This is a genomic window from Methanomassiliicoccales archaeon LGM-DZ1 (assembly GCA_030168595.1).
Taxonomy (GTDB): domain Archaea; phylum Thermoplasmatota; class Thermoplasmata; order Methanomassiliicoccales; family Methanomethylophilaceae; genus Methanomethylophilus.
Window position 1 is genome coordinate 884,274 of sequence record CP115556.1, and the last position, 26,390, is coordinate 910,663.

At 61.9% G+C, this 26,390-nt stretch carries 23 protein-coding genes and 2 tRNA genes; 10 read left to right on the forward strand and 15 right to left on the reverse strand.

What is annotated here, in order from left to right:
• Positions 1 to 6: 6 nt before the first annotated feature.
• The 3 genes from O8W32_04250 to O8W32_04260 all read right to left on the reverse strand — a co-directional run bounded on the left by O8W32_04250 (position 7) and on the right by O8W32_04260 (position 3,927).
• Positions 7 to 1,338, reverse strand: a complete 1,332-nt coding sequence (locus tag O8W32_04250; protein WII08392.1) for an MATE family efflux transporter — start codon at positions 1,336 to 1,338, stop codon at positions 7 to 9.
• Between the two features lie 146 nt (positions 1,339 to 1,484).
• Positions 1,485 to 2,561, reverse strand: coding sequence for a glutamate 5-kinase (gene proB, locus O8W32_04255; GenBank protein ID WII08393.1), 1,077 nt, complete (start codon positions 2,559 to 2,561; stop codon positions 1,485 to 1,487).
• Positions 2,562 to 2,613: 52 nt separating this feature from the next.
• Positions 2,614 to 3,927 (reverse strand): glutamate-5-semialdehyde dehydrogenase, encoded by a 1,314-nt coding sequence (locus O8W32_04260; GenBank protein ID WII08394.1) that lies wholly within the window; start codon positions 3,925 to 3,927, stop codon positions 2,614 to 2,616.
• A 53-nt stretch (positions 3,928 to 3,980) separates the two neighbouring features.
• Here O8W32_04260 and O8W32_04265 point away from each other — a divergent pair.
• Together O8W32_04265 and O8W32_04270 are read left to right on the forward strand one after the other, a co-directional pair.
• A tRNA-Ser gene (locus O8W32_04265) sits at positions 3,981 to 4,066 on the forward strand.
• A 117-nt stretch (positions 4,067 to 4,183) separates the two neighbouring features.
• Positions 4,184 to 4,269 (forward strand) — tRNA-Ser (locus tag O8W32_04270).
• 45 nt (positions 4,270 to 4,314) lie between these two features.
• Here the strand turns inward: O8W32_04270 and O8W32_04275 are convergent.
• The gene (locus O8W32_04275; protein WII08395.1) at positions 4,315 to 5,721 is read right to left on the reverse strand and encodes an AAA family ATPase; all 1,407 of its coding nucleotides are present in this window, start codon (positions 5,719 to 5,721) and stop codon (positions 4,315 to 4,317) included.
• Between the two features lie 247 nt (positions 5,722 to 5,968).
• Here O8W32_04275 and O8W32_04280 point away from each other — a divergent pair, with 247 nt between their 5' ends.
• Together O8W32_04280 and O8W32_04285 are read left to right on the forward strand one after the other, a co-directional pair.
• On the forward strand, positions 5,969 to 6,598 hold the full coding sequence (locus tag O8W32_04280) for a class I SAM-dependent methyltransferase (GenBank protein ID WII08396.1): 630 nt from the start codon (positions 5,969 to 5,971) through the stop codon (positions 6,596 to 6,598).
• Position 6,599: 1 nt separating this feature from the next.
• Positions 6,600 to 6,971 (forward strand): hypothetical protein, encoded by a 372-nt coding sequence (locus O8W32_04285; protein ID WII08397.1) that lies wholly within the window; start codon positions 6,600 to 6,602, stop codon positions 6,969 to 6,971.
• 344 nt (positions 6,972 to 7,315) lie between these two features.
• Here O8W32_04285 and O8W32_04290 read toward each other — a convergent pair whose 3' ends face one another.
• Entirely contained in the window at positions 7,316 to 8,887 is a 1,572-nt protein-coding gene (locus O8W32_04290; protein WII08398.1) for a hypothetical protein, read from the reverse strand.
• A 107-nt stretch (positions 8,888 to 8,994) separates the two neighbouring features.
• On the opposite strand from O8W32_04290, the gene O8W32_04295 reads away from it, so the two are divergent.
• A complete protein-coding gene (locus O8W32_04295) occupies positions 8,995 to 9,411 on the forward strand; it encodes a tetratricopeptide repeat protein (protein ID WII08399.1) in 417 nt (138 codons plus the stop codon).
• Positions 9,412 to 9,784: 373 nt separating this feature from the next.
• On the opposite strand, the gene O8W32_04300 is transcribed toward O8W32_04295, so the two are convergent.
• The 3 genes from O8W32_04300 to O8W32_04310 are packed head-to-tail and all read right to left on the reverse strand — an operon-like array spanning position 9,785 to position 12,576.
• Positions 9,785 to 11,254, reverse strand: a complete 1,470-nt coding sequence (locus tag O8W32_04300) for an MFS transporter (protein ID WII08400.1) — start codon at positions 11,252 to 11,254, stop codon at positions 9,785 to 9,787.
• A gap of 13 nt (positions 11,255 to 11,267) precedes the next feature.
• The gene (locus O8W32_04305; GenBank protein ID WII08401.1) at positions 11,268 to 11,732 is read right to left on the reverse strand and encodes a hypothetical protein; all 465 of its coding nucleotides are present in this window, start codon (positions 11,730 to 11,732) and stop codon (positions 11,268 to 11,270) included.
• Entirely contained in the window at positions 11,710 to 12,576 is an 867-nt protein-coding gene (locus tag O8W32_04310) for an inositol monophosphatase (protein ID WII08402.1), read from the reverse strand. The genes O8W32_04305 and O8W32_04310 overlap by 23 nt, the downstream gene beginning before the upstream one ends.
• Before the next feature lie 187 nt (positions 12,577 to 12,763).
• Between O8W32_04310 and O8W32_04315 the strand changes: the two genes are divergently transcribed.
• On the forward strand, positions 12,764 to 12,928 hold the full coding sequence (locus O8W32_04315) for a 4Fe-4S binding protein (protein WII08403.1): 165 nt from the start codon (positions 12,764 to 12,766) through the stop codon (positions 12,926 to 12,928).
• Between the two features lie 5 nt (positions 12,929 to 12,933).
• Positions 12,934 to 13,101 (forward strand): 4Fe-4S binding protein, encoded by a 168-nt coding sequence (locus tag O8W32_04320; protein ID WII08404.1) that lies wholly within the window; start codon positions 12,934 to 12,936, stop codon positions 13,099 to 13,101.
• Between the two features lie 98 nt (positions 13,102 to 13,199).
• Here O8W32_04320 and O8W32_04325 read toward each other — a convergent pair whose 3' ends face one another.
• Positions 13,200 to 13,877 (reverse strand): hypothetical protein, encoded by a 678-nt coding sequence (locus O8W32_04325; GenBank protein WII08405.1) that lies wholly within the window; start codon positions 13,875 to 13,877, stop codon positions 13,200 to 13,202.
• A gap of 4 nt (positions 13,878 to 13,881) precedes the next feature.
• Positions 13,882 to 14,799, reverse strand: coding sequence for a TerC/Alx family metal homeostasis membrane protein (locus O8W32_04330; GenBank protein WII08406.1), 918 nt, complete (start codon positions 14,797 to 14,799; stop codon positions 13,882 to 13,884).
• An 86-nt stretch (positions 14,800 to 14,885) separates the two neighbouring features.
• Between O8W32_04330 and O8W32_04335 the strand changes: the two genes are divergently transcribed.
• Positions 14,886 to 15,365 carry a YbjN domain-containing protein gene (locus tag O8W32_04335; protein ID WII08407.1) on the forward strand — a complete coding sequence of 160 codons (480 nt, stop codon included), beginning with the start codon at positions 14,886 to 14,888 and terminating at the stop codon, positions 15,363 to 15,365.
• Between the two features lie 66 nt (positions 15,366 to 15,431).
• Here the strand turns inward: O8W32_04335 and dnaJ are convergent, their stop codons facing one another.
• The 4 genes from dnaJ to thsB all read right to left on the reverse strand — a co-directional run bounded on the left by dnaJ (position 15,432) and on the right by thsB (position 20,900).
• The gene (gene dnaJ / locus O8W32_04340; GenBank protein ID WII08408.1) at positions 15,432 to 16,601 is read right to left on the reverse strand and encodes a molecular chaperone DnaJ; all 1,170 of its coding nucleotides are present in this window, start codon (positions 16,599 to 16,601) and stop codon (positions 15,432 to 15,434) included.
• 22 nt (positions 16,602 to 16,623) lie between these two features.
• Positions 16,624 to 18,543, reverse strand: coding sequence for a molecular chaperone DnaK (gene dnaK / locus O8W32_04345; protein WII08409.1), 1,920 nt, complete (start codon positions 18,541 to 18,543; stop codon positions 16,624 to 16,626).
• A 33-nt stretch (positions 18,544 to 18,576) separates the two neighbouring features.
• On the reverse strand, positions 18,577 to 19,203 hold the full coding sequence (locus tag O8W32_04350) for a nucleotide exchange factor GrpE (GenBank protein ID WII08410.1): 627 nt from the start codon (positions 19,201 to 19,203) through the stop codon (positions 18,577 to 18,579).
• A gap of 74 nt (positions 19,204 to 19,277) precedes the next feature.
• Entirely contained in the window at positions 19,278 to 20,900 is a 1,623-nt protein-coding gene (gene thsB, locus O8W32_04355; GenBank protein WII08411.1) for a thermosome subunit beta, read from the reverse strand.
• A 333-nt stretch (positions 20,901 to 21,233) separates the two neighbouring features.
• On the opposite strand from thsB, the gene O8W32_04360 reads away from it, so the two are divergent.
• Both O8W32_04360 and O8W32_04365 read left to right on the forward strand, forming a co-directional pair.
• Positions 21,234 to 21,590, forward strand: a complete 357-nt coding sequence (locus O8W32_04360; protein ID WII08412.1) for an SMR family transporter — start codon at positions 21,234 to 21,236, stop codon at positions 21,588 to 21,590.
• Positions 21,590 to 21,967: an SMR family transporter gene (locus O8W32_04365; GenBank protein ID WII08413.1), complete on the forward strand. Its 378-nt coding sequence runs from the start codon at positions 21,590 to 21,592 to the stop codon at positions 21,965 to 21,967. The genes O8W32_04360 and O8W32_04365 overlap by 1 nt, the downstream gene beginning before the upstream one ends.
• Before the next feature lie 38 nt (positions 21,968 to 22,005).
• On the opposite strand, the gene gltB is transcribed toward O8W32_04365, so the two are convergent.
• Positions 22,006 to 26,382, reverse strand: coding sequence for a glutamate synthase large subunit (gene gltB / locus O8W32_04370; protein WII08414.1), 4,377 nt, complete (start codon positions 26,380 to 26,382; stop codon positions 22,006 to 22,008).
• Positions 26,383 to 26,390 lie beyond the last annotated feature (8 nt).

A 26,390-nucleotide genomic window follows, 5' to 3' on the forward strand; every position in this document is an offset into this window, starting at 1 on the left:
GCCTCCTCATGCGTAATGGAAAACGGTTTTCTTCTTCTTAAAATAGTGAACTGTCAGGACGATCGCCAGGGTCTCCTCCATGGCCAGGGATGCCCAGACCCCGTCCGTCGAGAACAGCCAGGGCAGCACCGAGAGCGGGATCAGCAGGAACAGGGTGGTCCTCAGCAGCGAGAGGATGGCAGACGTCTTCCCGTCGTTCAGGGCAGTGAACATCGCGGATGCGAATATGTTGTACCCCATGAACAGCATCGACACGGAGAACACGTACACTCCTCTCACCCCGAGGTCCAGGACATCCGCGTTCTCGGCGGCGAACAGGGACGCCAGCGGGACCGCCAGGATCAGCAGCATTGCGAAGGTGATGACGGACAGGATGCCCATCGTCTTCAGCGCTATCCTGTAGATCTTCTGCAGATTCCCGACATCGCCGGCACCGTAATTGTAGCTGAACAAAGGAGCGATCCCCTCCGAATATCCCATGTACACGGCGGACAGCAGCATCTGGATGTTGACCACTATGGCCCCTGCGGCGACGCCATCGGACCCGGCGAGGTCCATGAGGATGATGTTGAGGGCGATCATCTTCACGGTGACGGCCAGAGAAGTGACCATCTCGCTGCTCCCGTTGGCAAACGCCTTGACGACCGCACGGCCTTCCCACCTCGGGCGGACGAAATAGAGGTCCCCTCTGCGGTTGAACATGAAGTAGATCAGCCCCACGGCCGTCTGGAAAGTATAGCCTATCCCGGAAGCGTATGCTGCCCCGGCGACCCCCATGTCGAGGATGCCCATCAGCACATAGTCGAGGACTATGTTGATCAGGCCGCCGGCTATTGTCGCGAACAGCCCGAGATGGGGCTTCCCGCTGAGGATGAACATGACGGAGAGGACCACGCCCCCCATGGCGACAGGCATCAGCAGGAACAGGGGAATGAGATAATCCTCGCAGAGATCGTACAGCGAGCCGCGGGCCCCGAGAGCGTAGATGATCGGCTCCCTGAACACCAGTCCCGCCACGCAGAACGCCGCGCTGATGGCAATGCAGAGCACCATGAACAGGCTGAAGTTCTCCCTGGCCTGCTGCTTCCTGCCCTCTCCGAGGCGTTTCCCTATGAGCGCGCTGCCCCCTATGGCGATCATCTGCCCCACGGCCATGGTGAAGACAAGGACGGGGGCATCGATGTTGATCGCGGAGAGAGCATCGGTGCTGATCAGGTTCGACGCGAGCGCCGAATCCACCAGGCTGTAGATGTTCTGGAATACGAAGACCAGGATCGTCGGGACTGCGAAGAACAGCAGCGAGCGCGGCGATATCCTGATATTGACTGATTCTGCCATCGGTTACCCTCTCGAAATTGGTATATTTTCGATATAGTAAAATAAATTTACTATTTTGCAGACGGTAGGGACGGCACAGGATAGCCCGGAATACAGGCTTACCGAGGAGGGAGAGGATACCCCATGCACCTGAATGCAGGCGTTCCTCAGGGGAGCAGCGCGATGTTCTCGCTGAGGACGATGTCCCGGTGCTTCATGTTGCCGCCCAGGGCCGCCTTCGCCTCGGACGATCTCATCCCGCGGACGCGGTTGATCTCCTCCGAGCCGTAATCGGGAAGGGCGCGGGCGATGACGGCGCCGCCGCATACGATGTCCACCGGCTTCCCAGCCTCGAACGGGCCTTCGGCGTACTTGACGCCCACTGGCAGCAGGGAACGGTGCTCCCTGAGCGCCCTGCCGGCGCCCTCGTCCACCACGATCCTCCCCACCGGGGGCGCGGACTTGATCCATCTGCGCTTCTTGGTGATGGCGGAGTCGGCCACGAAAACCGTCCCGACCTCCTCCCCGCGGACCGCCCTGAGGATGACGTCCTCCTCGGCCGATGACGCAATGATCATCTGGCACCCTGCGTCGCGGCAGATCTCGGCGGCGCGGATCTTGGTCCTCATCCCGCCGGTGCCGGCCTTGGAGCCCGGGCCCCCGGCGGCCGAGAGCACATCGTCCCCTATCTCGGTCACCGTGCGGATAATCTTGGCGTCCGGGTTCTTCCTCGGGTCGCTGTCGTACAGCCCGTCGATGTCCGAGAGGATGATCAGGAGGTCCGCGTCCGCCCTGCTGGCTATTATCGCCGACAGGGTATCGTTGTCCCCGAAGATCGGCCCGATCTCCTTCACCGAGATGGCGTCGTTCTCGTTGAAGATGGGGACGGCCTTGTGCTTCAGGAGCTCGGCCATGGTGTTGTTCAGGTTGAGGACGACGTCCCTGTTCGAGTACCCGTCGGCGGTTATGAGTATCTGCCCGACAGTGAGGCCGTACTTCTGGAACGCATCGTTCCATTTCTGCATCAGTATGCCCTGGCCGACGGAGGCCGCAGCCTGCTTCACCGGGACCTCGTTGGGCTTGGGGACCACGTTGAGCGCTCTGAGGCCGATGCCTATGGCCCCGGAGGACACCAGCAGGACCTCTTTCCCTGCCGATTCCAGCTCCGACACCTGGCGGGCGATAGAATCCATGAAGGCGTCCGACGGGACGCTCCCGCCCATGGTGATGGAGGACGTCCCCACCTTGACGACTATCCTCTCCGGGTCCCCGAGGACCTCTTTCCTGTCCGCCGTCTCACTCCCCGAGGTCGAGTTTCTTCTGTATGTGCCGGTGGAGGTACTTCTTCGCGTGCGGCCCGGTGTAGTCGGCGACCTTCTGGCCGTTCCCGATCACGACGTACTTGTAGATGCACAGCCCCTCCATGCCCATCGGACCGCGGGCGTGCACCTTGCCGGTGGAGATGCCTATCTCCGCCCCTTTCCCGAAGCGGTAGCCGTCAGCGAAGCGGGTGGAGGCGTTGACCATGACGTCGGCGGAGTCGACGCCCTTGATGAACCTCTCGGCCGCCCTCCTGTCCTCGGTCACGATGCAGTCCGTGTGGTGGCTGCCGTAGGTGTTGATCTGCGCGATGGCGTCCTCGAGGCCGTCGACTATGCGCACGTTGATGATGCGGTCGTCGTACTCGGCGGACTTGTCCGCCTCGGTCGCCTCCTTCACCGGAAGTCCCAGCAGGTGCGGCATGCACTCGGGCGAGGCCCGGATCTCCACCCCTTTGGCGATGAGGGCGTCCGCCACCCTCGGCAGGATGAACTTCGCGATCTTCCTGTCCACGAGGAGCTGCTCGGCGGCGTTGCAGACCGCCGGATACTGGGCCTTCGAGTCCACCGTGACGTCTATCGCCTTCTGCAGCTCGGCGGCCCCGTCGATGTAGACATGGCAGACCCCCGCCGAATGGCCGAGCACCGGGATCTTGGTGTTGTCCTGGATATATTTCACGAAGGAGTAGGAGCCCCTCGGGACCAGGAGGTCGATGACCCCGTCGAGCTTCAGGATCTCCGACACATCCTCCCTGGACTTCATGAGGACGAAGGCCTCCTTCGGCACGCCCTCGGAGGCGGCGGCATCCCTCAGGATGTCGAACAGCGCCCTGTTGGACCTCTTCGCCTCTGAACCTCCCTTGAACACCACGGCGTTCCCGCTCTTGAGGCACAGGGACATGATCTGGGGGACAACCTCGGGGCGGGCCTCGAATATCACTCCCACCAGGCCGATCGGGCACCTGATCTGGTAGAGGGTAAGCCCCTCGTCGAGCTCGACGGTGTCCATGGTCTCGCCCACGGGGTCAGGGAGGGAGGCGACGGACTTCATGCTGGCTATCATGTCGTCCACCTTCCCGGCGTCCGTCTTCAGCCTCCGCATCATCTCCGGGGGGATCTTCCCCTCGGAATCCCTGACGTCCTCGGCGTTCGCTTCCAGGATCCCGGCCTTGTGGGATTCCAGGGCCGCCGCCATGGCCTCCAGGGCCCTGTCCTTTGTTTCGGACGGCAGGGCCGCCAGCGCCAGCGCCGCCCTTTTCGCCTCTATGACCTCGGAAGTCAGATCGCTCATGCCATGCTAATCTCGGTAATCCATATAAGGGTTGAGCGATTATTCGCAAGGGAGCCGAGATAGCCAAGCCCGGTATGGCGGCGGTCTTGAAAACCGCTGGTCCTTGACCTCGGGAGTTCGAATCTCTCTCTCGGCGCCATTTTACATTCCTGGCACCTCTCATATGCACATGGAGGGCGCCGGCCTGCGGAGGCCCTGCCGGACGCAGCCGCGCCACAACGAGGATTAAATATCGGTAACAGATAGTCGGCGCCGAGCCGAGATAGCCAAGTCCGGTATGGCGGTAGTCTCGAAAACTACTGGTCCTAGACCTCGGGAGTTCGAATCTCTCTCTCGGCGCCATTTTACATTCCTGACCGTGCGTATTCCGTCGGCTGACTGCCGGGATCAGGCCTTCCCGGCACTGTATCTCCTGTTGATCTCATCCACATCGACCCTGGCGATCCTCGGGACCTCCGGCCCTTCCAGGAAGGACGGGCCGTACAGGGGCAGGTGCATGACGCCGTTCACGTCGGTCATGACGTTGTTGTCGCAGACCTTCAGGCCCATGCGGTTCCTGTTCTTCTCCGACAGCAGCATGCTGAGCGATCTGGACCTCTTGTGCTTCCCGGATTTGATCTCCGCGATGCACACCTTGCCCTTGTACTTCAGAACGAAATCGACCTCAAGCGTGCTGTCCTTCTTCGCATAGTAGTAAAGCGGATACCCCTTCGATGCCAAGGCGTCCGCCGTGGCGTTCTCCATCAGCATGCCGTTGTTGGTGAACGGATCGCCGGCCACGATCTCCTGCACATCCCTGTATCCGCAGAGAGACATCAGGATGCCCGTGTCGCACAGGTACATCTTGAACGCATCGCCGTCGACGTTGTTGTCCAAGGGCGGGTCCACGGACAGGAGGTTCCTGCATCTGAGGGCTATGCCCGCATTCTCCAGCCATTCCAATGCCGTCCCGTACTCGCGCTTGCCGGTGCCCTTCTTCTTCTCAATATCGTAGTACTGGAACGACCTGTTCCCTCCTGCCAGCTGCGAAGGTATCGATTGAAGGCAGGCCTGGATGCGCATGACATCGCTCTTCGGCGAATACTTGCCGGCATCGATCCGGAGGATGGCCACTATCTCATCGAGGCGCTTCACGGTCTCCGCATAGTCGCCGGTCTCCGAATACGCCTTCACTGCGGCCGGCATGCCCCCGACGACGAGATATCTCCTGAACAGGTCGCTGAGCGTCCTGTGGTAGTACTGATCGATCTCGGTTCCGTCCGTTACAGACTTTTTCACATCGGAGATCAGGCTGCGGTTGACCCCCATGGCCCAGAGGAACTCCTCGAAATCCATCGGGTACATCCTTTTCACGCAGGCATAACCCATCGGGGAGACCCTGTGCTCGTCCTGACCGCTGTCATCCTTCTTCCCGGACTCCAGTGTGACGCCGAGGAAGGACCCGGTGGCTATGATGTCGAAGCGGCCTTTGGATGAGAGAGGTTTGAGGGAGTAGTAGGCATCGTCGCATTCCTGTATCTCATCGAGCACCAGCAGGGTCCTGCCTTCTGCAGGGAGGTTCTTGGAGACGATTATCCTATCGGCGAGCCTGTCGGCATCCAGATTGCCCCGGAACAGCAGCCTGTCATCGGGATTGTCGGCGAAGTTGAGGTAAACGGTGCTGCCGTACTCCCTATCCCCGAACTCCCTGACGATGAACGTCTTGCCGACCTGCCGGCATCCCAGCAGGATCATCGGCTTCCTGTCGGGATCGTTCTTCCACCCCATCAGTTCCGCGTAGATCTTGCGTTCCATGCGATGATCATCGTCACTGAGGTATTTTACTATTTTTAACTGGGGTATTTGCAGTGAAATCACTGCAAAAACGGCCTTAAAAACAGTGGACCTGCAGGACGGCATCGACGCTTGCTGCATCGGCAATGCTGGGATGGATGGACCCGGCAGACTCCGGCCGTTCAGGGCCTGCATCCAACTGTTGCCTCGAAACCTATAACAGTGCGCCGCGCATGGTGTGCGGTATGATTGCATGGCCGGTGACGATATGACTTCAGAAGAAGAACTGGCACAGTGCGGGTTCCCTCAGGGGGAGGAGGGCCGGAAGGTCCTGGCAGGGATGAACGACCACCACCGGGAGCTGACCGCGTGGGGGCTGTCGCAGCTCCGCGGGCATCCGGACATGAAGATCCGGAACGTCCTCGACATCGGCTGCGGGGGCGGCAACACCCTCCGCATGCTGAGCGCCAGCTATCCGCGCGCCAAGTGCGTGGGCATAGACATCTCCGAGACCGCAGTGAAGATGACCCTCGAGAGGAACAGCGTCTACCACCGCCTGGGCAACCTCGACGCGATCGTGGCGAGCGCTGACAGGATCCCATTCCCGGACGGCACTTTCGACGTCATCACCGCGGTGGAGACCTACTTCTTCTGGCCCGACCTGGAGAAGGGCATCGCGGAGGCGGCCTCCAAGCTGAAGGAGGGCGGCATGATGCTGATTATCGCCGAGGCCTACTTCGAGAAGGACATCTCCGAGATGGCGGACTCCGATTGGGCCTCCAAGGTGCACCTGGTGTCCAACGGCGAGATGGTATCGCTGATGGAGAAGGCAGGGCTGAAGGCCGAGGCCGTAACCAACCCCGACAAGCACTGGGTCGTCTTCACCGGAAGGAAATGAGATGCCGAGCATCTCCGTCGAGGCCGGGGAGGACGCCCTGTCCGTCACCACCCCCTATTTCGTCCGCAGGATCCCTTACAATGAGATGGAAGGGCTCCTGCTCAGGGACTACGAGAAGCTGGAGATCGGCGAGTGCATAGAAGGGAAGCACGGGACGGTCAACGTCGGCATATTCAGGAACTCCGAGTTCGGGGAGTACGATATGGCCTCGCACGTGTCCTCCAAGGTCTATGCCGTCGCCAAGCACGCCGGAAGGCACCTCGTCTTCACGATGACCAACGTAGAGGCCACCAAGGCAGTCTACATGGACGTCAAGAGGAAGGTCAAGGCCTCCGGGAACGTCCCAGAGGAACGCACCGGGAAAATCTTTTGAGACCGGGGCGGACCGCGGATCCGGGAACATGCCTCGAAAACAGCCGCTGACCGAAACCCCTTAAATACTCCATCCCTCGGAAAAATGTTCTCTGGATGATGTTGGATGATTGAGGTAACAGCAATTCGTCCTACCGGGATTTGATTTAATTATCGGCAGACGACGTACAATCATGCAATCTTTCAGGATAGATGAGCTTGAGGCATTGGCCTCGCAGGGCGTGCACAAGGCCGAGACCCTCCTGGGGATCGCGTATTTCTGCGGAACAGGGACGGATGCGGACTATGCTATCTCGCGCGGATACTTCGAAACCTCACTTATGCATCGATTTGATAACAAGGGGTTCATTGGATTTTTACCCCGAGAGCTTCGAAGAGTTCCCTCTGGGCCTTGGTGACCTCGTTCAGTCTCCATTTCCCGCCGATGCACGAGATCTTCAGCTTCTTCAGGGTGTTCAGCACGTCCGGGACCCAGTAATCGCCCGCCAATCCCTTTTCCTTCAGCAGGTTTATCAGCGTCAGCCTGAGCCTTAGTGACAGGAAGTTCACCAGGAGTCCGCCTTCGGCGGAATCCTGGTCCGATTTACCTGTTATGCCCACGAACAGATCCGACTGAAGCTGCGAGAAATCATATTCCACCCCGTTCCTGAGACGGTACTGCATCAACAGGTCCAGCCAATGCTTGTCCGACGTCGTTATCACCGCGAACCTTCCGCAAGCGTTCTCCTTGGCGGATATCGCATTGCGTTTCCTCGTCACCACGGTCTTCCCGTTGCCGTCCGCGGCGAATTCCAGCAGATCCGCGGTCTGCTGTTCCGTGCGTGTGAGCTTCTTCCTGGCGAAACGGTCGTATTCCGTACCGGACAGCCTGTTCTCGAGCTCCCCGATCCTCGAATACAGCGTGGCGATCTCCTTTGTACGCTTCGAATCGTCCTGGAACACCAACGCCCTGATCGCCCCCGCGTCCCCCTCGGAGGCTTTCACCAGCTCCTCGTCCTCAAGTCTCACGAATGTCTCGTATCCCCTCACCACCGACCGTGCCAGATAGTCCGTGTTCAGGGGCGAGTCTATCTCCCTGACGCTCTCCGACAGCAGCAGTTTGGATATGCCGACACGTGCAGGTATCGGCACGGTGAACCCCATTCCGCGTTCCAGCATCATCTGCACGTTGCCTATGCTGAAGAACCCCCTGTCCATCTCCAGTTCTACGGGGGAACAGTCCATGGTCCGGAGGTCCGAGACGATGTTGTCCAGTGTGGATACGTCCGCCACCGAACCCGGATAGGTGCGGTAGCAGAACGGGAGGTTGTCCTCCATCGAATGCACCATGCCTAGATTGAACTGTCTGAATCCGGTGAGGTGGGTCTTCCTTCCTACCTCCGCATATTCGAGGTCCTCGGAATCCGTGCCCAGGCACACTATGTCGAAGATTACGCATCCGCTCTTCGGGGCGAGTTCGTTGAACAGGAGTTCCCTCTGCTCCGAAGCGTGGCCCACGGTCTGCAGGAACCGGCAGACCGACGATTGTTCGAAACCCCAGTCGACACCGAGAAGTTCCCGCAGGTAGGTGTCGTCTATGGCATTCTCCATCTGGTTCACGGTCACGGGATCCACGATGCCCAGTATGGCCATGGCCAGCAGCCTCCTTCCGTCCCTCACCCCGTACACGTCGTCCAGAGCGGACGTGAGTCCGCTCCTCTCCGCCAGCTGTACGAACAGCTGGTACGGCCCGTACACCGGACTGCAGCTGACCGTCCTGTTCCTGGCCGGTTCCTTCAGCAGATTGCCTTCGGCATCGCACACGCCCAGATACGTCCTGGTCTGTTTCGAGTTCTTCTTGACTGGATCCCAGACTCCCGTGACCTCGTACAGGTAGTATCTGCCGTTGCTCTGCTTCTGGACGACCTTGTAACTCATTGTTAAGAATGATAACAATGATTGTATAAAAACCCTCGTTCATTTCGGATTAGCCAGCATATCAAAAGTCCTTGTTACGATGACCTTGTTATCAAGTCATTGCATGAGTGAGGTTCGAAAGTGCGGCCGCCGGCGGAGAATCGGAGCCCCTGGTGTACCTGGCCTGGATGAACTGCCTCGGCATGGGAGGAGAGTGTGACATGGCGAAGGCAGAGGAGCTGCTCAGAGGTTCGATCGAGGCCGCCGATTCCGGCGATTGCAACGTCCAGTACGCGCTGGGCATGGCCTACTACCTGGGAGGAGTGCCGGGAGGGCGCGACCTGCCCAAATCATCATACTATCTGGAAAGAGCGGCGATGAACGACCACCGCGACGCGCAGTGCTTCCTCGCCTCCATGTACCTCAGGGGCGACGGCGTGCCCTGCGACCCGGCCAAAGCGAGGTTCCTCCTGGAAAGGGCGGCCGGCAACGGGAGCGCCGAGGCCGCCGCCATGCTGAGGGCGCAGGCCTCGGAAGAGGCATAGGCCGAGCCGATACGCCGGCGTTTCTCTTCTCTGCCGACTCCTGCCCGAAGGTAGTCCCGGCCGCTCTGGCGCTTCCTGAAGGATACAGACCCTCGCATTCGGATTAGCGCTATCAGCACGCCTATCCCTATGGCGAATCGGCCGGGGAGAATGGACAAAAGTAGCCATTCCCTTGTGTATGACCTGGCAAGTGGATGAACTGCCTTCGGCATGGGAGGAGAGCATGGCGAGGCCCCTGGGAGCTGCTGGCCTGAGGTTCCTCGGCATGAGGCCGCCGATGGCCTCAACGTCAGAGAGTGATGAGGCGCGATTCGAAGGATGGTACCACCTGGACCTGGGAGCCGTGCCGGGAGGGCGCGACCTGCCCAAATCATCATACTATCTGGAAAGCTGCGGCGGACGACCACCGCTGACGCGCAGTGCTTCCGGGAGCCTCCCATGTCACCTCAGGGCGACGGCGATGCCCTGCGCCCGGCCAAAGCAGGTTCCTCCTGGAAAGGGCGAACGGGAGCGCCGAGCCCCGCCATGCTGAGGGCGCAGGCCTCGGAAGAGGGTTCATAGGCCTGAGAAAGGCGCGGCCGTTTCTCACTCCCCGCCTGGCGGCGCTGCCCGAAGGGGGGGCCAGGGCCGCAAGGTCCCCCAGGCCTGCCCATCCACAGCGTTCCGCGTACGCTATGTCGGCGGCGGCTATGAGCACGCCTCCATCCCTATGGCGTAATCCGGCCAGGCGGAGGGTGGACAGTACCATTCCCGTGCATCCGATCATGAAGAAGATGAAGTTCATCAGGGAGGAGACCGCGCCCGAGTCGCCGGGGTGGCTGGCCATGAGTATCCCCATGCCCCAGGGCCTGGGGTGGCTGGCCATGAGTATCCCCATGGCCGTCCCCACCGTCACGCAGATGATGAACGCGACGAGGAAGAAGTACCATTCCCTGTTCCCGACCAGCAGCATGGCGACGGCGCTGACCGTCCCCAATGCCAGGTAGAACTTCAGCATGCGGCGGTTCACGACGCTGCCCGTGAGCTTGTTTATCACGGTCATGAACACGGTCCCCATGATCAAAGTGAACCCAAGGAGCAGGGAATAAGCGGCCTCGCTCATCCCGAACATGTCCTCGTAGATGTAGGACGAAACGGAGAGGTAGCCCATGAAGGGCAGGTTGAAGATCGTGGTCATCACGGTGAAGACCACGAAGGCGCGGTTCCCGCACAGTTCCTTCATGCCCCTGAGCATCTGGCGGACGCCGCCCTCGACCCTCTCGGAGGGCGGCAGGGTTTCGTCGGTCATCAGAACCATGATGAACGCCGCGATCCCTACGAACACGGGGGCGACGAAGGTGGACCTCCATCCCCAGACGGAGATCAGGCCGGCGCCCACGATAGGTGCCAGCAGAGGACCCAGCACTCCGATGACGGCGACGACGTTCAGCATCCTGACGCGGAGGGCGCCGGAGTAGACGTCCTTGACGTAAGCGGTGGAGACCGTCATCGCCGCCCCGGAACCGACGGCCTGGAGGACGCGGAGGGCAATCAGCTCGCCGACGCCCTGGGCCAGGGAGCACAGAAGGGTGGTGATGCAGTACTCGGCAAGCGCGCAGACCAGGACCTTCTTCCTGCCGAACTTGTCCGAGACCGGCCCCAGGATCAGGATGGAGACGGCCATGGAGAACATGAACCCGTAGAGGGTCATGTTCATGACCGCCTCGGTGGTGCCCAGCTCGTCCACCATCACCGGCAGGGCCGGCAGGTACATGTCGGTGGACATGGGCGGGAAGGCCGCCAGGACCACGATCAGGGCCAGGAACGCCCCCGGGCCGAGGCGCCCCACGTTCTTCCCCTCCATCTGGAAGGCTTCCTCAGAACGCGTGGAGTATCTCGTTCATGACGTCGGCGAGATGCTCGGTGGCGGCGGCCGCCTCTCCTTTCAGCTTTCCTTTGTCGGCAGGGGATGCCGATTCAGCGGCCTCGTGCTTGGCGATGTATTCCCTGTAGGCCGCGATACCTTTGGCAAGGGCATCGGCCGCATCGTCCGCCCCTTCCTTCCTGCACTTCTCCTCGGCCCTCTCCATGTCCCTGAAGGTCTTGTCGCATGCCCTGATGGACACGTTCCTGGACTGGGTGCCCTCGTCGGTGTTCAGCATGTCGGCGACCGTGTTGCAGGCGAGGGTTATCATCGTGGCGGCCTCGATGCGCGCCACCGTGAAATCGGCGGGAGCGGGCCCCTCTTTCTTCTGGTACGGCGCCGCCTCGGCGGCCACCGGCCCGGCGGAGGCCGAGGACCCCGGGACTCCTTTCGCATCAGCCTTGGTTTTCTGGGTCATTGCTATCGGAGCGGTTATCGCGGATGCACGTTAAATATTTCCAGCCTGCTCGGAAATCCGTTCCTTCCAGGACCTGCTCCCTGAACGCGCGCCCGGCCTTTTCGGTGCCGGAGAGCAGGAGGAACCTCTTCTCCGCCAGGAGTTCCTCGTCGACGTAGGCCCCGGAGACGCGGGCCATGAACAGCCCCGGGAGGAAGTCCCACAGCTTGTTGACGTAGCGGATGTGTATGTCCGTCCTCCCCGCCGAGAGGTAGGCGAAGTCGGAGCAGGCGGCCCCGAACATCCTGATGCGCGCTACCCTGTCCTTCATCGCGCCGATGATGCGGTAGTGCCCGTCCCTCCATTCCTGGCTCTTCCTCGAGAAATCTCCTGTGGACACGATGCACTGCCTGAGCTCGCGCTCGGGATGTGCGCGCACCGGCTCCCCGTTCAGGCGCGCACCGGAGGCGGCCGTGGCGGTGAACAGCTCGCCGAGGGCCGGCAGGAGGATGGCGGACATGACCGGCTCCTTATCGACGGCAAGAACGGCCTGGGTGCCGTAGAAGGGGATTCCGTGCTGGTAGTTCAGCGTCCCGTCGATGGGGTCGATGATCCACGTGCGCTCGCCGGTGAGATCGCCGTCCCTGCCCTCCTCCGCGATGATCCTGTCGTCCGGGAAGACGGACAGGATGGCAGATACGGCGGCCTCCTGGGCGGCGGTGTCGGCATCCGTGACCGTGTCATAGGAGCCGACGGCGTTCTTCTTCTCGGAGCTGCGGGGGTCCGCCGCGTTCATGTAGACGGAGGCGGCGGCCCGGACCGCGGCGCAGGCGGCGGACAGCTCGTCCGCATACGGATCTTCCATGACGGCGGGGATGCGTGACGGCGTATTGTTCTTTTCGAGGCATAGGGAGATGCGCATCTCCGAGGCCGAGCGCCTTCTGTCCCAGTCTGTTTTAAATAGTAATAAGAAGAGCCTAAATCAAGTGTCCTTGAAGGCAGGTTCGGCTTAAATACCATCACCGCGACTTTTGATTCAAGGTGATAAAAAAATGCCTACCATCGTTTCCGACAACTGCGTTGCCTGCGGCGCCTGCGCCGATGCCTGCCCCAGCGGAGCCATCTCCGTCGATGACATCGCCGTCATCGACGCCGGAAAATGCACGGACTGCGGCGCGTGCATCGACGCGTGCCCGTCCGAGGCCATCACTGAGTGACGCTGATGGCAGTGAAGATCGACGCCGGAAAATGCGTCGGGTGCGGCGCCTGCGCCGATGCCTGCCCCAACGGCGCGATTACCATCGAGGACGTTGCCGTCGTGGACGCCGACAAGTGCGTCGACTGCGGCGCGTGCATCGATGAATGCCCGTCCGAGGCCATCTCCGAGTGAGAAGCATCCGGGGGCGGAGACGATCCGCCCCGGCAAACCCCTTCTTTTCCAGTTTTATTCTTGGCGCATGTGCGCTGTCTTCCGGCTGTCTGCCATTCTTACCGAGATCGGAATACCCTGACGGCCCTGCTGCCTATGCATGTCGCCCTCAGGTCCGGGAACTCCTCCTCCCTTCCGAGGCAGGAGAAGTACCAGTGCCCGTAGCTGCAGTGCGACAGAACGTCGCTGCAGGCGTCCGAGGCAGCCGATCTCCCGGGGCCCCCTGTCCTGGGTATCCATTCCGTCGGGCGTTCGCAGGAGAAGACGAAATCGACCTTCCCGCCGTGTCCGGCAAGGTTCGAAACTGCATCCGAGACCTCTCCGGCGGACGGGTCCTGCTCCGGCCACCAGTCCCAGTACTTCCCGATGTCGTCCCTTCCCGGCGTGCGGGCGCCTCCCATGACGGCGAAAGTGTAACCGTCGATGGAGAACACCTGCCCGCGGCAGAGCCTCCTCACGCCTCTCCAGACGTCGTTGGTCATCCCTCCGTTCCACGGGAACTCCGGATAGCCATCGACTGCATCATAATCGTCGGAGGCCCCGTCCAGGAAGAGGACGTTGCATGGGAGGCAGGACAGCCGGCGTATAGATTCCATCCGACCGCGGCGGGGCTCGAACACCCCTGATCCTCCCAGTATCAGGAGGAAATCGCCCTTTCCCATGGACATGACCAGAGGGTCATGTGCCAGGGCCTCCGGCGCCCCCTCATCCCTCACGGGGCCTGCGACCGCCAGCATAGGATCAGGGGGACGCGTTCTTGTATGCCAGCGAGGAGACCACGGTGACGGCCAGGACTATGATGATGACCGCCAGCGAGACGAAGGTGCTCACTTCGCAGATGTCCGCGGCCGACAGCAGCATCTTGAGGCCGATGAAGGCGAGGATGATCCCGAGGCCGTACTTGAGGAACCTGAGGTTCCCAAGGACGTCCCTTATGACGAAGTACATCGACCTGAGTCCCATGACCGCGAAGATGTTGGACGTGTAGACCAGGAAGATATCGGTGGAGATGGCCAGCGCCGCCGGGATCGAGTCGAAGGCGAACATGATATCCGACAGCTCGATGACGATGAGGCACAGGAAGAGCGGAGTAGCCAGCAGCTTCCCTTTCTCCCTGACGAAGAACTTCGCGCCGCGGAGATCGGGCGTGGAGTTGATCTTCTTGCTGAGCTTGTAGGACAGGGTGTCCTCGGTCTTCTTGCCCTCGCTCTTGCTGAACGCAGTCTTGACCGCAGTGTAGATGAGAATGGCCCCGAAGATGTACATCATCCAATCGAAAGTGTCCAGAAGGTCCGCTCCCACCTCGACGAACAGCAGGCGGAGGAATATCGCGCCGAGGATCCCGTAGAAGAGGACCCTGTGCTGGTCCTTGGACGGGATGGCGAAGGCGGCGAAGATTACCATGAAGACAAACAGGTTGTCGACGGACATCGACAGTTCTATCGCATAGGCCGCGTAGTAAGAGGCCGCGCTCTCCGATCCCAATTCGAAGAATATGAGCACTCCGAAAAGAAGCGCGATCGTGATGTAGATGAGAGTGAGCCTCCCGGCCTTCTTGGTGTTGATCTGGGTCTCCTTGCTGTCGACCGCGAACAGGTCGACTGCCATCACCGTCACGAAGATGATGATGAAGATTACCCAGAGGGCGCTCTCTGACATACCTTCGCATATCCGGTGACTTCATAAATAACTATGCGGACGTTCCGGGCACATCTGATATAAACCGTCCCGTGCATCCAGACACCATGTTCGGTTCTGTCAGGAGGCTGACCGCCGATGGCCCTGCCCGCATTTACAAAGAGATCCGCGCAGCCTTCGACAGCGAAAACCTCGCCTACCGGGAAGATGCCCTGAAGAGGGAGATCTGGTGCCTCTTCGAAGGCGACGATATGCCAGTGAAACTCTCGGTGTCCGTATCCGATGAGGCCCCGATGATAATGTTCGACTGCCTCCTTGACTTCAAGGCGCCCGACAAATCCTTCGGCCCGGTCCTCGAGGGGCTCAACGTCATCAACTCCTCTCTTCACTTCGGAGCGTTCATACTCAACCCGGAGACCGGGCGCCTGCTCTACAGGTACCATTTCCTGTTGGACGGGAGGATACCCTCGAGAGACGTCATACTCGCGGTCGTGAAGATGGTGGTCGATACCGTGGATGCGAACGACGGCGCGATAAAGGCGCTGATCCCCGAGAAAACCTCGTTCGCCGACCCTATGTTCGGATGAAGATAACATCCTGAAACGTAAAGAAAGATGCCGGCCGCCGAATCCCTCCGGCGCCCGGCTGTTTCGTCACAGATTTCGCTGCTTCTTGCCGAAGAGCGTGGCCTTGGCCTTGGCGACCTTCGAGCGGGTCCTCTTGGTGCCGGCCTCTTCGTCCAGCTTGAGGAGGAGCTCCTTCTCGTAGTCGGAGGTCCTCTTGGGCACGGTGATGCCGAGGCGGATGTAAAGGTTCCCGCGGGTCTCCCTGTTGAGCATCGGGAGCCCCTGGCCGGCGATCTTCAGCACGCCTCCGACCTGAGTGCCGGAGGGGATGGTGGCCTCTATCTCCTGGTCCTCCAGGTTCTTCACCTTGACGGTGCCTCCGAGGACCAGCCTGGGATATGTGGTCTCTGCATCGATCCACAGGTCGGGGCCGTCGCGCCTGAAGCCTTTGCTGTCCTTCACGTGGAAGACGACGTAGAGGTCTCCGGAAGGCCCGCCGTTGACGCCGGCGTCGCCTGCTCCGGGGACGCGCATCTGCATGCCGTCCTCGACGCCCTTGGGCACGTTGATCTCGATCTTGGAGTTCTTGGACACTATCCCGGACCCGCGGCACTTGGGGCACTGGGTCACATAGACCCTGCCCGTGCCTCCGCAGCGGCTGCATTCCGAGACCATGACGGTGCTGCCGAACATGGTCTGGCGGACCTGCTGCATCTGGCCGCGGCCGCCGCACTCCGGGCACACCTGGGTCTTGCCGTCCTTGGCCCCGGTGCCGTGGCAGTCGGGGCACTGGGAGGTGTGGGGGACGGTCAGGGTGACCGTCTTGCCGGCGAGCACGTCGTTCAGGGTGATCTCGAGGTCATACCTCAGGGACTCTCCCTGGCGGGGCGCGTTCGGGTTGCGGCTCCTCCTGGATCCTCCGAAGAAGCTCCCGAAGATGTCGCCGAAGATGTCGCCGAACTCGTCCCCGTGCTCCTGGGCGAAGTCGTCCATGTTGAACCCGCCCGCCCCGAACGAGCTGTCGACACCCGCGAAGCCGTACTGATCGTAGCGGGAACGCTTGTCAGGGTCCGAGAGCACCTCGTACGCCTCGGAGATCTCCTTGAACTTGGCCTCGGCCACGTCCTTGGGCTCCGTGGAGACATCGGGGTGGTACTTCTTCGCCAGGGTACGGTACGCGTGCTTGATCTCGTCGGCGGTGGCCGTCTTGGAGACACCCAGCACCTCGTAGTAGTCCCTCTTGTTCTGATCGGGCATGGTTCAACCACTCTTCTTCGGATCACTGATCGTCGTCGACGATCTTGTAGTCCGCGTCGACGACGTTTCCGTCCTTCTTCGCGGAAGACCCCTCGGATGCGCCGGCCTTGGCGCTGCCCGAGGACGCCTGGCCCTGCTGCTGAGCCTCCTGGTACGCCTTGGCGGCGTCCTGGGCGGCCTTCTGCTGCTCGGGCGTGGCGTTCTTGTAGATCTTCTCGCTGATGGGCTCCATCGCCTTGAGGAGGGCCTCGGTCTTCTTCTTGATGTCCTCGGTGTCGTCTCCCTTGGAGGCGTTCTCCAGGTCGGAGATGGCGCTCTCGATGGGGGCGCGCTCCTCGTTGGTGACCTTGTCGCCGAGGTCGGACAGGGACTTCTGGACGGAGTAGATGGTGGTCTCCGCGGAGTTCTTCGCGTTGATCAGCTCCTCCTTCTTCTTGTCCGCATCGGCGAACTTCTCAGCGTCCTTGATGGCCGCGTCGATGTCCTCCTTGGACAGCTTGTTCGAGGAAGCGATGGTGATCTTCTGCTCCTTGCCGGTGCCGAGGTCCTTGGCGGAGACGTTGATGATGCCGTTCGCATCGATATCGAAGGTGACCTCGATCTGAGGCACTCCGCGGCGCGCAGGGGGTATTCCGTCGAGGACGAACTTGCCGAGGCTGGTGTTGTCGGCCGCCATCTTCCTCTCTCCCTGGACGACGTTGATCTCCACGGAGGGCTGGTTGTCGACGGCAGTGGAGAACACCTGGCTCTTCTTGGTCGGGATGGTGGTGTTCCTGTCGATCAGCTTGGTCGCGACTCCGCCGAGGGTCTCGATACCGAGGCTCAGCGGGGTGACATCGAGCAGCAGGACATCCTTGACGTCTCCGGACAGGACAGCGCCCTGGATGGCCGCACCCATGGAGACGCACTCCATGGGGTCGATGCCGTGCTGGATCTTGGGGCCGACGATGGACTCGACGAAGTTCTGGACGATGGGCATCCTGGTCGGGCCTCCGACCATGATGACCTTGTCGATGCCGTCGGCGGTGAGGTTGGCATCCTTCATGGCCTGCTCGATCGGGCCGCGGCAGCGGGACACGATGGGCTCGACGAGCTCCTCGAGCTTGGCGCGGGTGATGGTCTGCACCAGGTGCTTGGGGCCGGAGGCGTCCGCGGTGATGAACGGCAGGTTGATCTCGGTCTGCATGGTGGTGGAGAGCTCGATCTTGGCCTTCTCGGCGGCCTCGACGACCCTGACGCGGGCCGCGTGGTCCTTGGACAGGTCGATGCCGGTCTCCTTCTGGAACTCGCCGATGACGTAGTTGGTCAGCGCCTCATCCATGTCGGAGCCTCCGAGCTGGGTATCTCCGGAGGTCGAGAGGACCTGGAAGACGCCGTCGTCGAAGTCCATGATGGTCACATCGAGGGTTCCGCCTCCGAGGTCGAAGACGAGGATCTTCTGCTCTTTGCCGCCCTTGTCGAGGCCGTATGCGAGGGCCGCGGCGGTAGGCTCGTTGATGATCCTGACCACGTCGAGGCCGGCGATCTTTCCGGCGTCCTTGGTGGCCTGCCTCTGGTTGTCGTTGAAGTAGGCGGGGACGGTGATGACGGCCTTCTCGATGGGCTCGCCGACGAACGCCTCCGCGTCCTTCTTGATCTTCATGAGGATGTAAGCGGAGATCTGCTGGGGAGTGTACTCTTTGCCGAGCGCCGTGACCTTCTCGTTGGACCCCATCTTCCTCTTGACGTTCTTGATGGTTCCGTCGGGGTTGGTGACGGCCTGCCTGCGGGCGGGCTCTCCGACAAGGAGCTGTCCGTCCTTGGTGAACGCGACGTACGAAGGGAAGGACTTCCCTCCTACGGAGGTCCCCTCAGCGCTGGGGATCACAGTGGGCCTGCCGCCCTCCATCACGGAGGCGGCGGAGTTGCTCGTTCCTAGATCGATTCCGATTATCTTTGACATTTTCTTCACCTGCTTTCGGTATTGTAAACGGTTTCACTCGGCCCCTTTCCCGTCGGCCGGGGCTTCCTGGGCCTTCGCATCTCCTGCGGGCTGCTGGTCCTGCGGGGGCTGCTCTTTCTTCTTGGTCACTATGACCTTGGCGCATCTCAGGACGCGGCCGTTCAGAGTGTACCCTTTCTGGTACACCTGAGCTATCCTGTCGTCCTCCGGGCCCTCTGTCACCATGAGCGCCTCATGGTAGTTGGGGTCGAACTTCCCGTCGGTGGGAATCTCCTTGAGGCCTTGGGCCTCGAGGATCTTCATCAGGTTGTCCCTGATGCTCCTGACCCCGTCCTTGAGGGGGCTGTCCTCTTTCGCCGATTCGAGCGCGCGCCCGAGATCGTCCGCGACGTTGACTAGCTCGGAGACGAGCCCGCTCACCGCGTACTTGCGGTAGTCCTCGTTCTCCTTCTCGGTCCTCTTGCGGAAGTTCTCGAACTCGGCCTGCTTGCGGCGGGCCATGTCGAGGTACTCCGCAGCGTTCTTCTCGGCCTCGGCGAGCTTGGCCTCGAGTTCTCCGTAGGACTCCTTCCGGGCTTCCTCGGATCTCTCGGCCTTCTTCGCCTTCTTATCAGCTTTCTTTCCAGCGCTTCCGCTGTCGGATTCTTCTTTCTCTGTCAAATCGCGGCCTCCGTTCTTACCGAACCGGTGGCTCAGGGGCCCTTACGGGCCCCCTTTCGATCTCAGCTTACCGCTCAGTCGTCCGCTCCGGGAGCGGGGGCTCCCTCGCCGACCTGCGGCGATCCGGATTTGGAGGCGATGACGTCGTCGATCCTGAGGATCATGACGGCCGCATCGGTGGCCGAGTTGATGGCCTGCTTGCCGATCCTGATGGGCTCGATGACGTTGAGCTTCATCATGTCCTCCACCTTGCCGGTGAAGGGGTTGATGCCGGCGAACTTCTTGCCCGCCTTGTGCTGCTTCCTCATCTCGATGACCATGTTGATGGGGTCGAGACCGGCGTTCTCAGCGAGGGTGGTCGGGATGATCTCCATGGCGGAGGCGAAGGCCTCGATGGCAATCTGCTCCCTTCCGCCGACAGAGGCGGCGTAGTCGCGGACGCCCATGGCGATCTCCATGGCCGCGGAGCCTCCTCCGGTGACGATCATGCCGTCTTCCAGGCAGACCTTGACGACGGACCAGGCGTCCACGAGGGACCTCTCGACCTCATCGGCGACATGCTGGGTCCCTCCCCTGACGAGGACGGAGACGGTCTTGGGGTTCTTGCATCCGTTGATGAAGGTCATCTGCTCGTCGCCGACGAACTTCAGCTCGACGGTGTCAGCGTATCCGAGGTCCTCGGCGGTCATCTCGGAGATCTTGCTGATGATGGAGGCGCCGGTGGATTTGCCGAGCCTCTCCATGTCGGACTTCTTCACGCGGCGGCAGGCGTAGATTCCTTCCCTGGCGAAGTAGTGCTGGGCGAGGTCGTCGATGCCTTTCTGGCAGAAGACGACGTTGGCGCCGGCCTTCTTGACGCACTCGACCATGTCCTTGAGGGTCTTCTCCTCTTCGGCGATGAACTGGTTGAGCATAGCGGGGTCGGTGATCTGGATCTTGGCGTCCACTTCGGGCTTCCTGACCTCGAAGGCGACGTTGACCAGGGCGATCTTGGCGTTCTTCACGAGGTGGGGCATGGTCGGGTTGACAGGCTCCTTGTCGACGATGAGGCCTTTCACGAGCTCGGACTCCTCCATGTTGGCGCCGGCCTTCTTGACGGTCTGGATGTTCTTGAGGTCGATCTGCATCTTGCCCTCGGGGTCCTTGTCCATGATGGTCTTGACGGCGTCGACGACCATGTCGGAGAAGAACTCTTTCGAGCCGCTGACCTGCTTGGAGATCATCGCGGTCTGGGCGATGAGCTTCAGGGTCTTGTCGTCCTTGGGGTCCACCTTGGTGGCGATGGATTTGAGGATCTCCTGGGCCTTCTCGTTGGCCATCCTGTAACCGGCGGTGATGATGGTCGGGTGGACGTTGGAGTCGATCAGGTCGAGGGCCTTCTTCAGGAGCTCTCCCGCGATGATGACGGAGGTGGTGGTACCGTCGCCGACTTCCTGGTCCTGGGTCTTGGCGACCTCGACGAGCATCTTGGCGGCAGGGTGCTGGACATCCATCTCTTTGAGGATGGTCACACCGTCGTTGGTGATGACGACGTCTCCGACGGAGTCGACAAGCATCTTGTCCATTCCGCGGGGCCCGAGGCTGGACCTGACAGCGTCCGAGATGGTCCTCGCAGCGGTGATGTTGTTGAACTGAGCGTCTTTTCCTTTGTCCCTCTTGGTGCCTTCCCTGAGGATAAGCACGGGTGCGTTGCCCATACCCATTTTTACATTCTCCTTTAGCCCGAAGACTCTCTTCGGGAACTATGCCTTGATTGAATGTTCTTCTATATAAACATTCTTTTGGTAGACAACCTTAGGTTAATGACCAATTGGACGTGTCTTTTTCGTTATCTGGATTATCCGAAAATATCCCGATTTCTTCCTTTATTTTACACATTCCTGAAAGTATCATTTTTAAAATTAAATTATCCCTTTAAGGATTAGTGCCGGAGGCCTTTCCGGAAGCGCGGAGAGACCTGATGCACAGAAATGCTGACCCGAACATGTTCGCAAACCTGTTTAGTTACAAATTCGCGGCTTCAAAAGTGCATGAGCGAATTGATAGCTTGGGCGGTTCTGCTCGCGGCAAGCTGCATAGAGCCCATATGGCCTACATGCCTTGACAAGTCTGACGGATTCAAGAAGAAAGGGTGGGGGATCGCGGCGATAGTCCTGGTCCTCTTATGTTTATATTTACTAGCATACGCGGTGGGGATGGAGGATTCTTCGGGAGATGCGTACATCGGCCCCGGAGTCGCGTATTCGGTCCTGGCAGGGATCGGGGCGGCAGGCGTGGTCGCCATCGGCCGCGTGCTCTACAAGGAGAAGCTGACCGCCAGGAGGATCTTCTTCGTGGCCCTCATCGTGATCGGGATCATCGGCACCAGGCTGGCAGGTGAAATCTGATGGCATCGGTCGGCATTAACGAGAAGATGCTGGCATGGATCGTCCTCCTCCTGGGAGGGATATTCCAGATAGGATGGTCCATCGGCGTCGATTACACCGAGAAGTTCACCGTGTGGACCTGGGACATCGTCACCGTGGTCTTCCTGGCGCTCAGCATGGTCTGCCTCGAGTGGCCGATGAAGCACGGCATAGCGTTCACCACCGCCTATGCGGTATGGATCGGGGTCGGGGTCGGCCTGACCGTCATCGTGTCCGCGGTACTGGGACTCGATGACTTCAACTGGCTCATGGGCGTCTTCCTGGTGGTCGTCCTTGCGGGAGTGGTCGGGCTGAAGGCCACCCCGGTGGAATACATCGAAGAGCCAGAGAAACCCTGAAACAGGGGAGACAGGCCGGGCTTCCGGCCGTCCCCCCATCAGTTGCTCTCGTCTTTCAGGAGCATCTTGTAACCGACGGGGATGACCTTCAGGAACCTGCGGCAGGCCGCCGGCCAATCGGCCAGGAGGGACTTCGCCAGCGCGCTCCCGGTGTACTTGACGTGGTTCTCGAGGATCCCTCTCAGCTCGGCGCAGTCCTTCGGGACGTCCAGCGCCTCGAGCTCGACCATGTCCATGTTGCAGTGGCGGTCGAAATCGCCGTCATCGTTGAGGACATAGGCTATTCCCGCGGACATACCGGCGGCGAAGTTCCTGCCGCAGTGCCCGAGGACGACGACGCGCCCTCCGGTCATGTACTCGCAGCAATGGTCCCCGACGCCCTCGGCGACGGCTATCGCGCCGCTGTTGCGGACGCAGAACCTCTCTCCCGCGGATCCCGCGACATAGAGCTCACCGGCGGTGGCCCCGTACATGGCGGTGTTCCCGGCCAGCACTCCTGGGTCTTCGCATCCGGACCTGAAGACGGCGATCCTGCCGCCCGACAGCCCCTTTCCGATGTAATCGTTGGCCATCCCGTCGAGCTCCAGGGTTATGCCCTCGGTCAGGAAGGCTCCGAAGCTCTGCCCGGCCGTCCCTTTGAAGAACAGCCTGACCGAGCCGTCGGACGGACGGAGGCCCAGCCTCTTGATCTCGCCCGAGAGCATCGCCCCGACCGAGCGGTCGGTGTTCCTGACCGCGTAGGATAGGGAGACCGTCCCGCCCCTGCGGATCTCGGGCATGGCATCGGACATGATCACGCGGTCGATCTGCTCCGACAGCATGTCGGGCTGGCCGGGGCCGAGTTCCCTCTCGCCCTTCTCCATATGCAGGAGCGGGGAAAGGTCCAGGGAGGAGGCGGGGCCTTCGACGCTGCGCAGACCCAGCAGGTCCGCGCGGCCGATGATCTCGGACAGCGAGCGGAATCCCATGGCGGCGATGCGGCGCCTGACGTCCTCCGCGATGTCCGTGAGGTAGCGGGCGACGCCCTGCGGCGTCCCCTTGAACTTCTTCCTCAGCACCGGGTCCTGGGTGGCGATGCCTGCGGGGCACTTGTTGGTCTGGCACTTGCGGCACATGACACATCCCATGGACACGAGGACGGACGTCGCGAAGCCGTACTCCTCGGCGCCCAGCAGGGCGGCGACCACGACGTCGCGCCCGGTCCTGAGCTGCCCGTCGACCTGCAGCCTGACGCGGCCGCGGAGGCCGTTGGCCATGAGGGTCTGCTGAGCTTCGGCGAGACCGACCTCCCAGGGCATCCCCGCGTAGCGCATGGACGACATGGGGGCGGCTCCGGTCCCTCCGTCGCCGCCTGAGATGAGGATGATGTCCGCCCCGGCCTTGGCAACGCCGGAGGCGACGGTGCCCACGCCAGCCTCGGAGACGAGCTTGACGCTGATCTTCGCGGACGGGTTCACGCACCTGAGGTCGAGGATGAGCTGCTTCAGGTCCTCGATCGAATAGATATCGTGGTGCGGCGGAGGGGAGATCAGGGTAACGCCCGGCAGGGTGTGGCGGGTGGCCGCGATGACGGAGTCCACCTTGAACCCCATGAGCTGCCCGCCCTCTCCGGGCTTGGCGCCCTGGGCGCACTTGATCTGGATCTCCTCGGCCGATGCCAGGTACTCCGTGTCGACGCCGAAGCGCCCGGACGCCACCTGGCGGACCTTGGATGCCTTGGCGGCGGGGCGGGAGGGGTCCTCCCCTCCTTCTCCGCAGTTGCTGCGGGCCCCCAGCATGTTGGCGGCCTCGGCGGCCGTCTCGTGGGCCTCCTTGCTGATGGCGCCGAAGGACATCGCTTCCACGACGAACCTGCTGAGGATGGACCCGGCAGGCTCGACCTCGGAGATGTCTGCAGGCCTGCCGGCTGCCGGCTCGAGCAGGTCGCGGAGGTAGAACAGGCCGTCGCCCAGGTCCGCATGCTCGGCGAACCTGTCGTAGGCGCTGCCGTCGGCGTCGGAGGCCGCGGCATGGAGGAGCCTGACGGCCTCGACGGACCAGGCATGCCTCTCCCCTCCCCTGACCGGGGTGTAGACCCCGGTCTGGGGGAGGCCGTCCGGCAGCTCGGAGGCGAACGCCTCGGCGTGGCGGGCGAGGACGGTCTCGGCTATCTCCTTCAGCCCGATGCCGCCGACGCAGGACCTGGTGCCGCAGAGGTACTTGTTGCAGAGCCCGCGGTCGAGGCCGACGGCCTCGAACAGGCAGGTCCCGCGGTACGAGCGGATGGTGCTTATGCCCATCTTGGACATGATCTTCTTGAGGCCGTTCTCGAGCGCGCGGGCGTAGCGGTACTCCGCCGTGTCCGGGTCGTAGCCGGTCCTCCCGGCCAGGGAGAGGGACTCGACCTCGCAGTATGCCAGGTACGGGTTGACGAGGTTCGCGCCGTACGCGAACAGCAGGGCGACGTGCTCGGTCTCCCTGACCTCGCCGGTCTCGACGATTATGCCGGTCTCGACCCTCCTCTTCTTCTCGAGGAGGCGCTGGTGGACGGCAGCGGTGGCCAGCAGCGACGGGACCGCCGCATGGGCGGCGTCCACGCCGCGGTCCGACAGGATGATGTATGATATCCCGTCCGAAACGGCCTCCTCGGCCTGGGCGCATATCCTCTCGAGGGCCTTCTCGAGGCCGGCGGGGCCGTCCGATACCGGGAACACGATCTGGATGGTCGAAGTGGAGAATCCGCGGTAACGGAGGTTCCTCAGCAGGTCGATCTCCCTGTCGGTGATGATCGGGTGGCGGACCTTCACGATGCGGCAGTTCTCCGGCGCCGGGACGAGCAGGTCGTGGTGGATCGACCCGATGTAGCCGGTGACCGACATGACGAGCTCCTCGCGGATGGGGTCTATCGCGGGGTTGGTGACCTGCGCGAAGGACTGCCTGAAGTAATTGAAGAAGCTCTGCGGCATCGAGGACAGCACAGGCAGGGGGATGTCGGAGCCGGCCGACGAGACCGGTTCCTTCATCTTCTCTATGGTCGGGAGGATAATCCTGTCGATGTCCTCCTCGGACCAGCTGAACTCCGCCATCAGGCGGCGGGCGCCGGGGACGGAGCGGTCGACGGAGCGCCCGGAGGACACGTCCCCGAGGTCGATCCTGTTCTTCTCGAGCCAGTCGCGGTACGGATAGGCCGAGGCAAGGGCGCCCTTGATCTCCGGGTCCCTGATGATGCGGCCCTCCTCGGTGTCCACGAGGATCATCTTGCCGGGGCGGATCCTGCCCGATTCCGCGATATGCTCCGAGGGGACGTCGAGGACGCCCGCCTCCGAGGAGAGGACGAACAGGCCGCTGTCGATAACCGCATAGCGCACGGGGCGGAGGCCGTTCCTGTCCAGCATCCCGCCGGCGAACCTGCCGTCGGTGAACAGGACGGCGGCGGGGCCGTCCCAGGGCTCCATGAGTATGGAGCAGTACTCGTAATATGCCTTGAGGGAGTCCGGTATGGGGTTCTTGCTGTTCCAGGACTCCGGGATCATCGACGTCAGCGCGTTGGGCGCCGACATGCCGCTGAGCGTGAAGAACTCGAAGACGTTGTCCAGGGAAGCGCTGTCGCTCATGCCCGGCTGGACGATGGGCGAGAAGTCGGAGACGTCCGGGAAGGCGGGGCTCGACAGGAGCCCCTCCCTGGCGCCCATCCACGCGCGGTTGCCGCGGATGGTGTTGATCTCCCCGTTGTGGCACAGCATGCGGAACGGCTGGGCCAGCTTCCACATCGGCGAGGTGTTGGTGCTGAACCTGGAATGCACCATGGCCACGGAGCTGGCGAAGACGGGGTCGCTGAGGTCCGGGAAGTAGGCGCGGACCTGCCCCGGGGTCAGCATCCCCTTGTAGACGATCGTGCGGGTGGAGAGGCTGCAGACATAGAAATCCGGCACTGCGGAGTTGAGCGCCTCCGCCCTCTTCCTGGCGCGGAAGAGCTTCCTCTCCAGATCTATGCCTCCGCACCCGCCTACAACGAACGCCTGCCTCATGAGAGGCTCGGATGCAAGTGCCAGAGGGCCGGGGACGGAGTGGTCCGCCGGGACCTCCCTGTCCGCGAAAATGCTCAGGCCGTTCTCGGCGCATGCCCTGCGGAAGCGGTCCCATGCCGCCTCCGCGGCCTTGGGGTCCTTCGGCAGGAAGATTATGCCCGTCCCGTAGGACCCGGGGGCGGGCAGGGGAATGCCGAGCTTCTGGTAGAAGGCGTGGGGGATCTGGACGGTGATGCCGGCGCCGTCGCCGGTCAGGCCGTCCGCGTTCTCCGCGCCGCGGTGCGCCAGGCGCTCGAGCACGCGGAGGCCTGCCTCCACGATGCCGTGGTCCGCGGCGCCCGCCACCGAGACGACCATCCCGACCCCGCAGGAGTCCTTCCCCTCGGGGTCCGCGAGACCTGCGGCCATCACGGAAG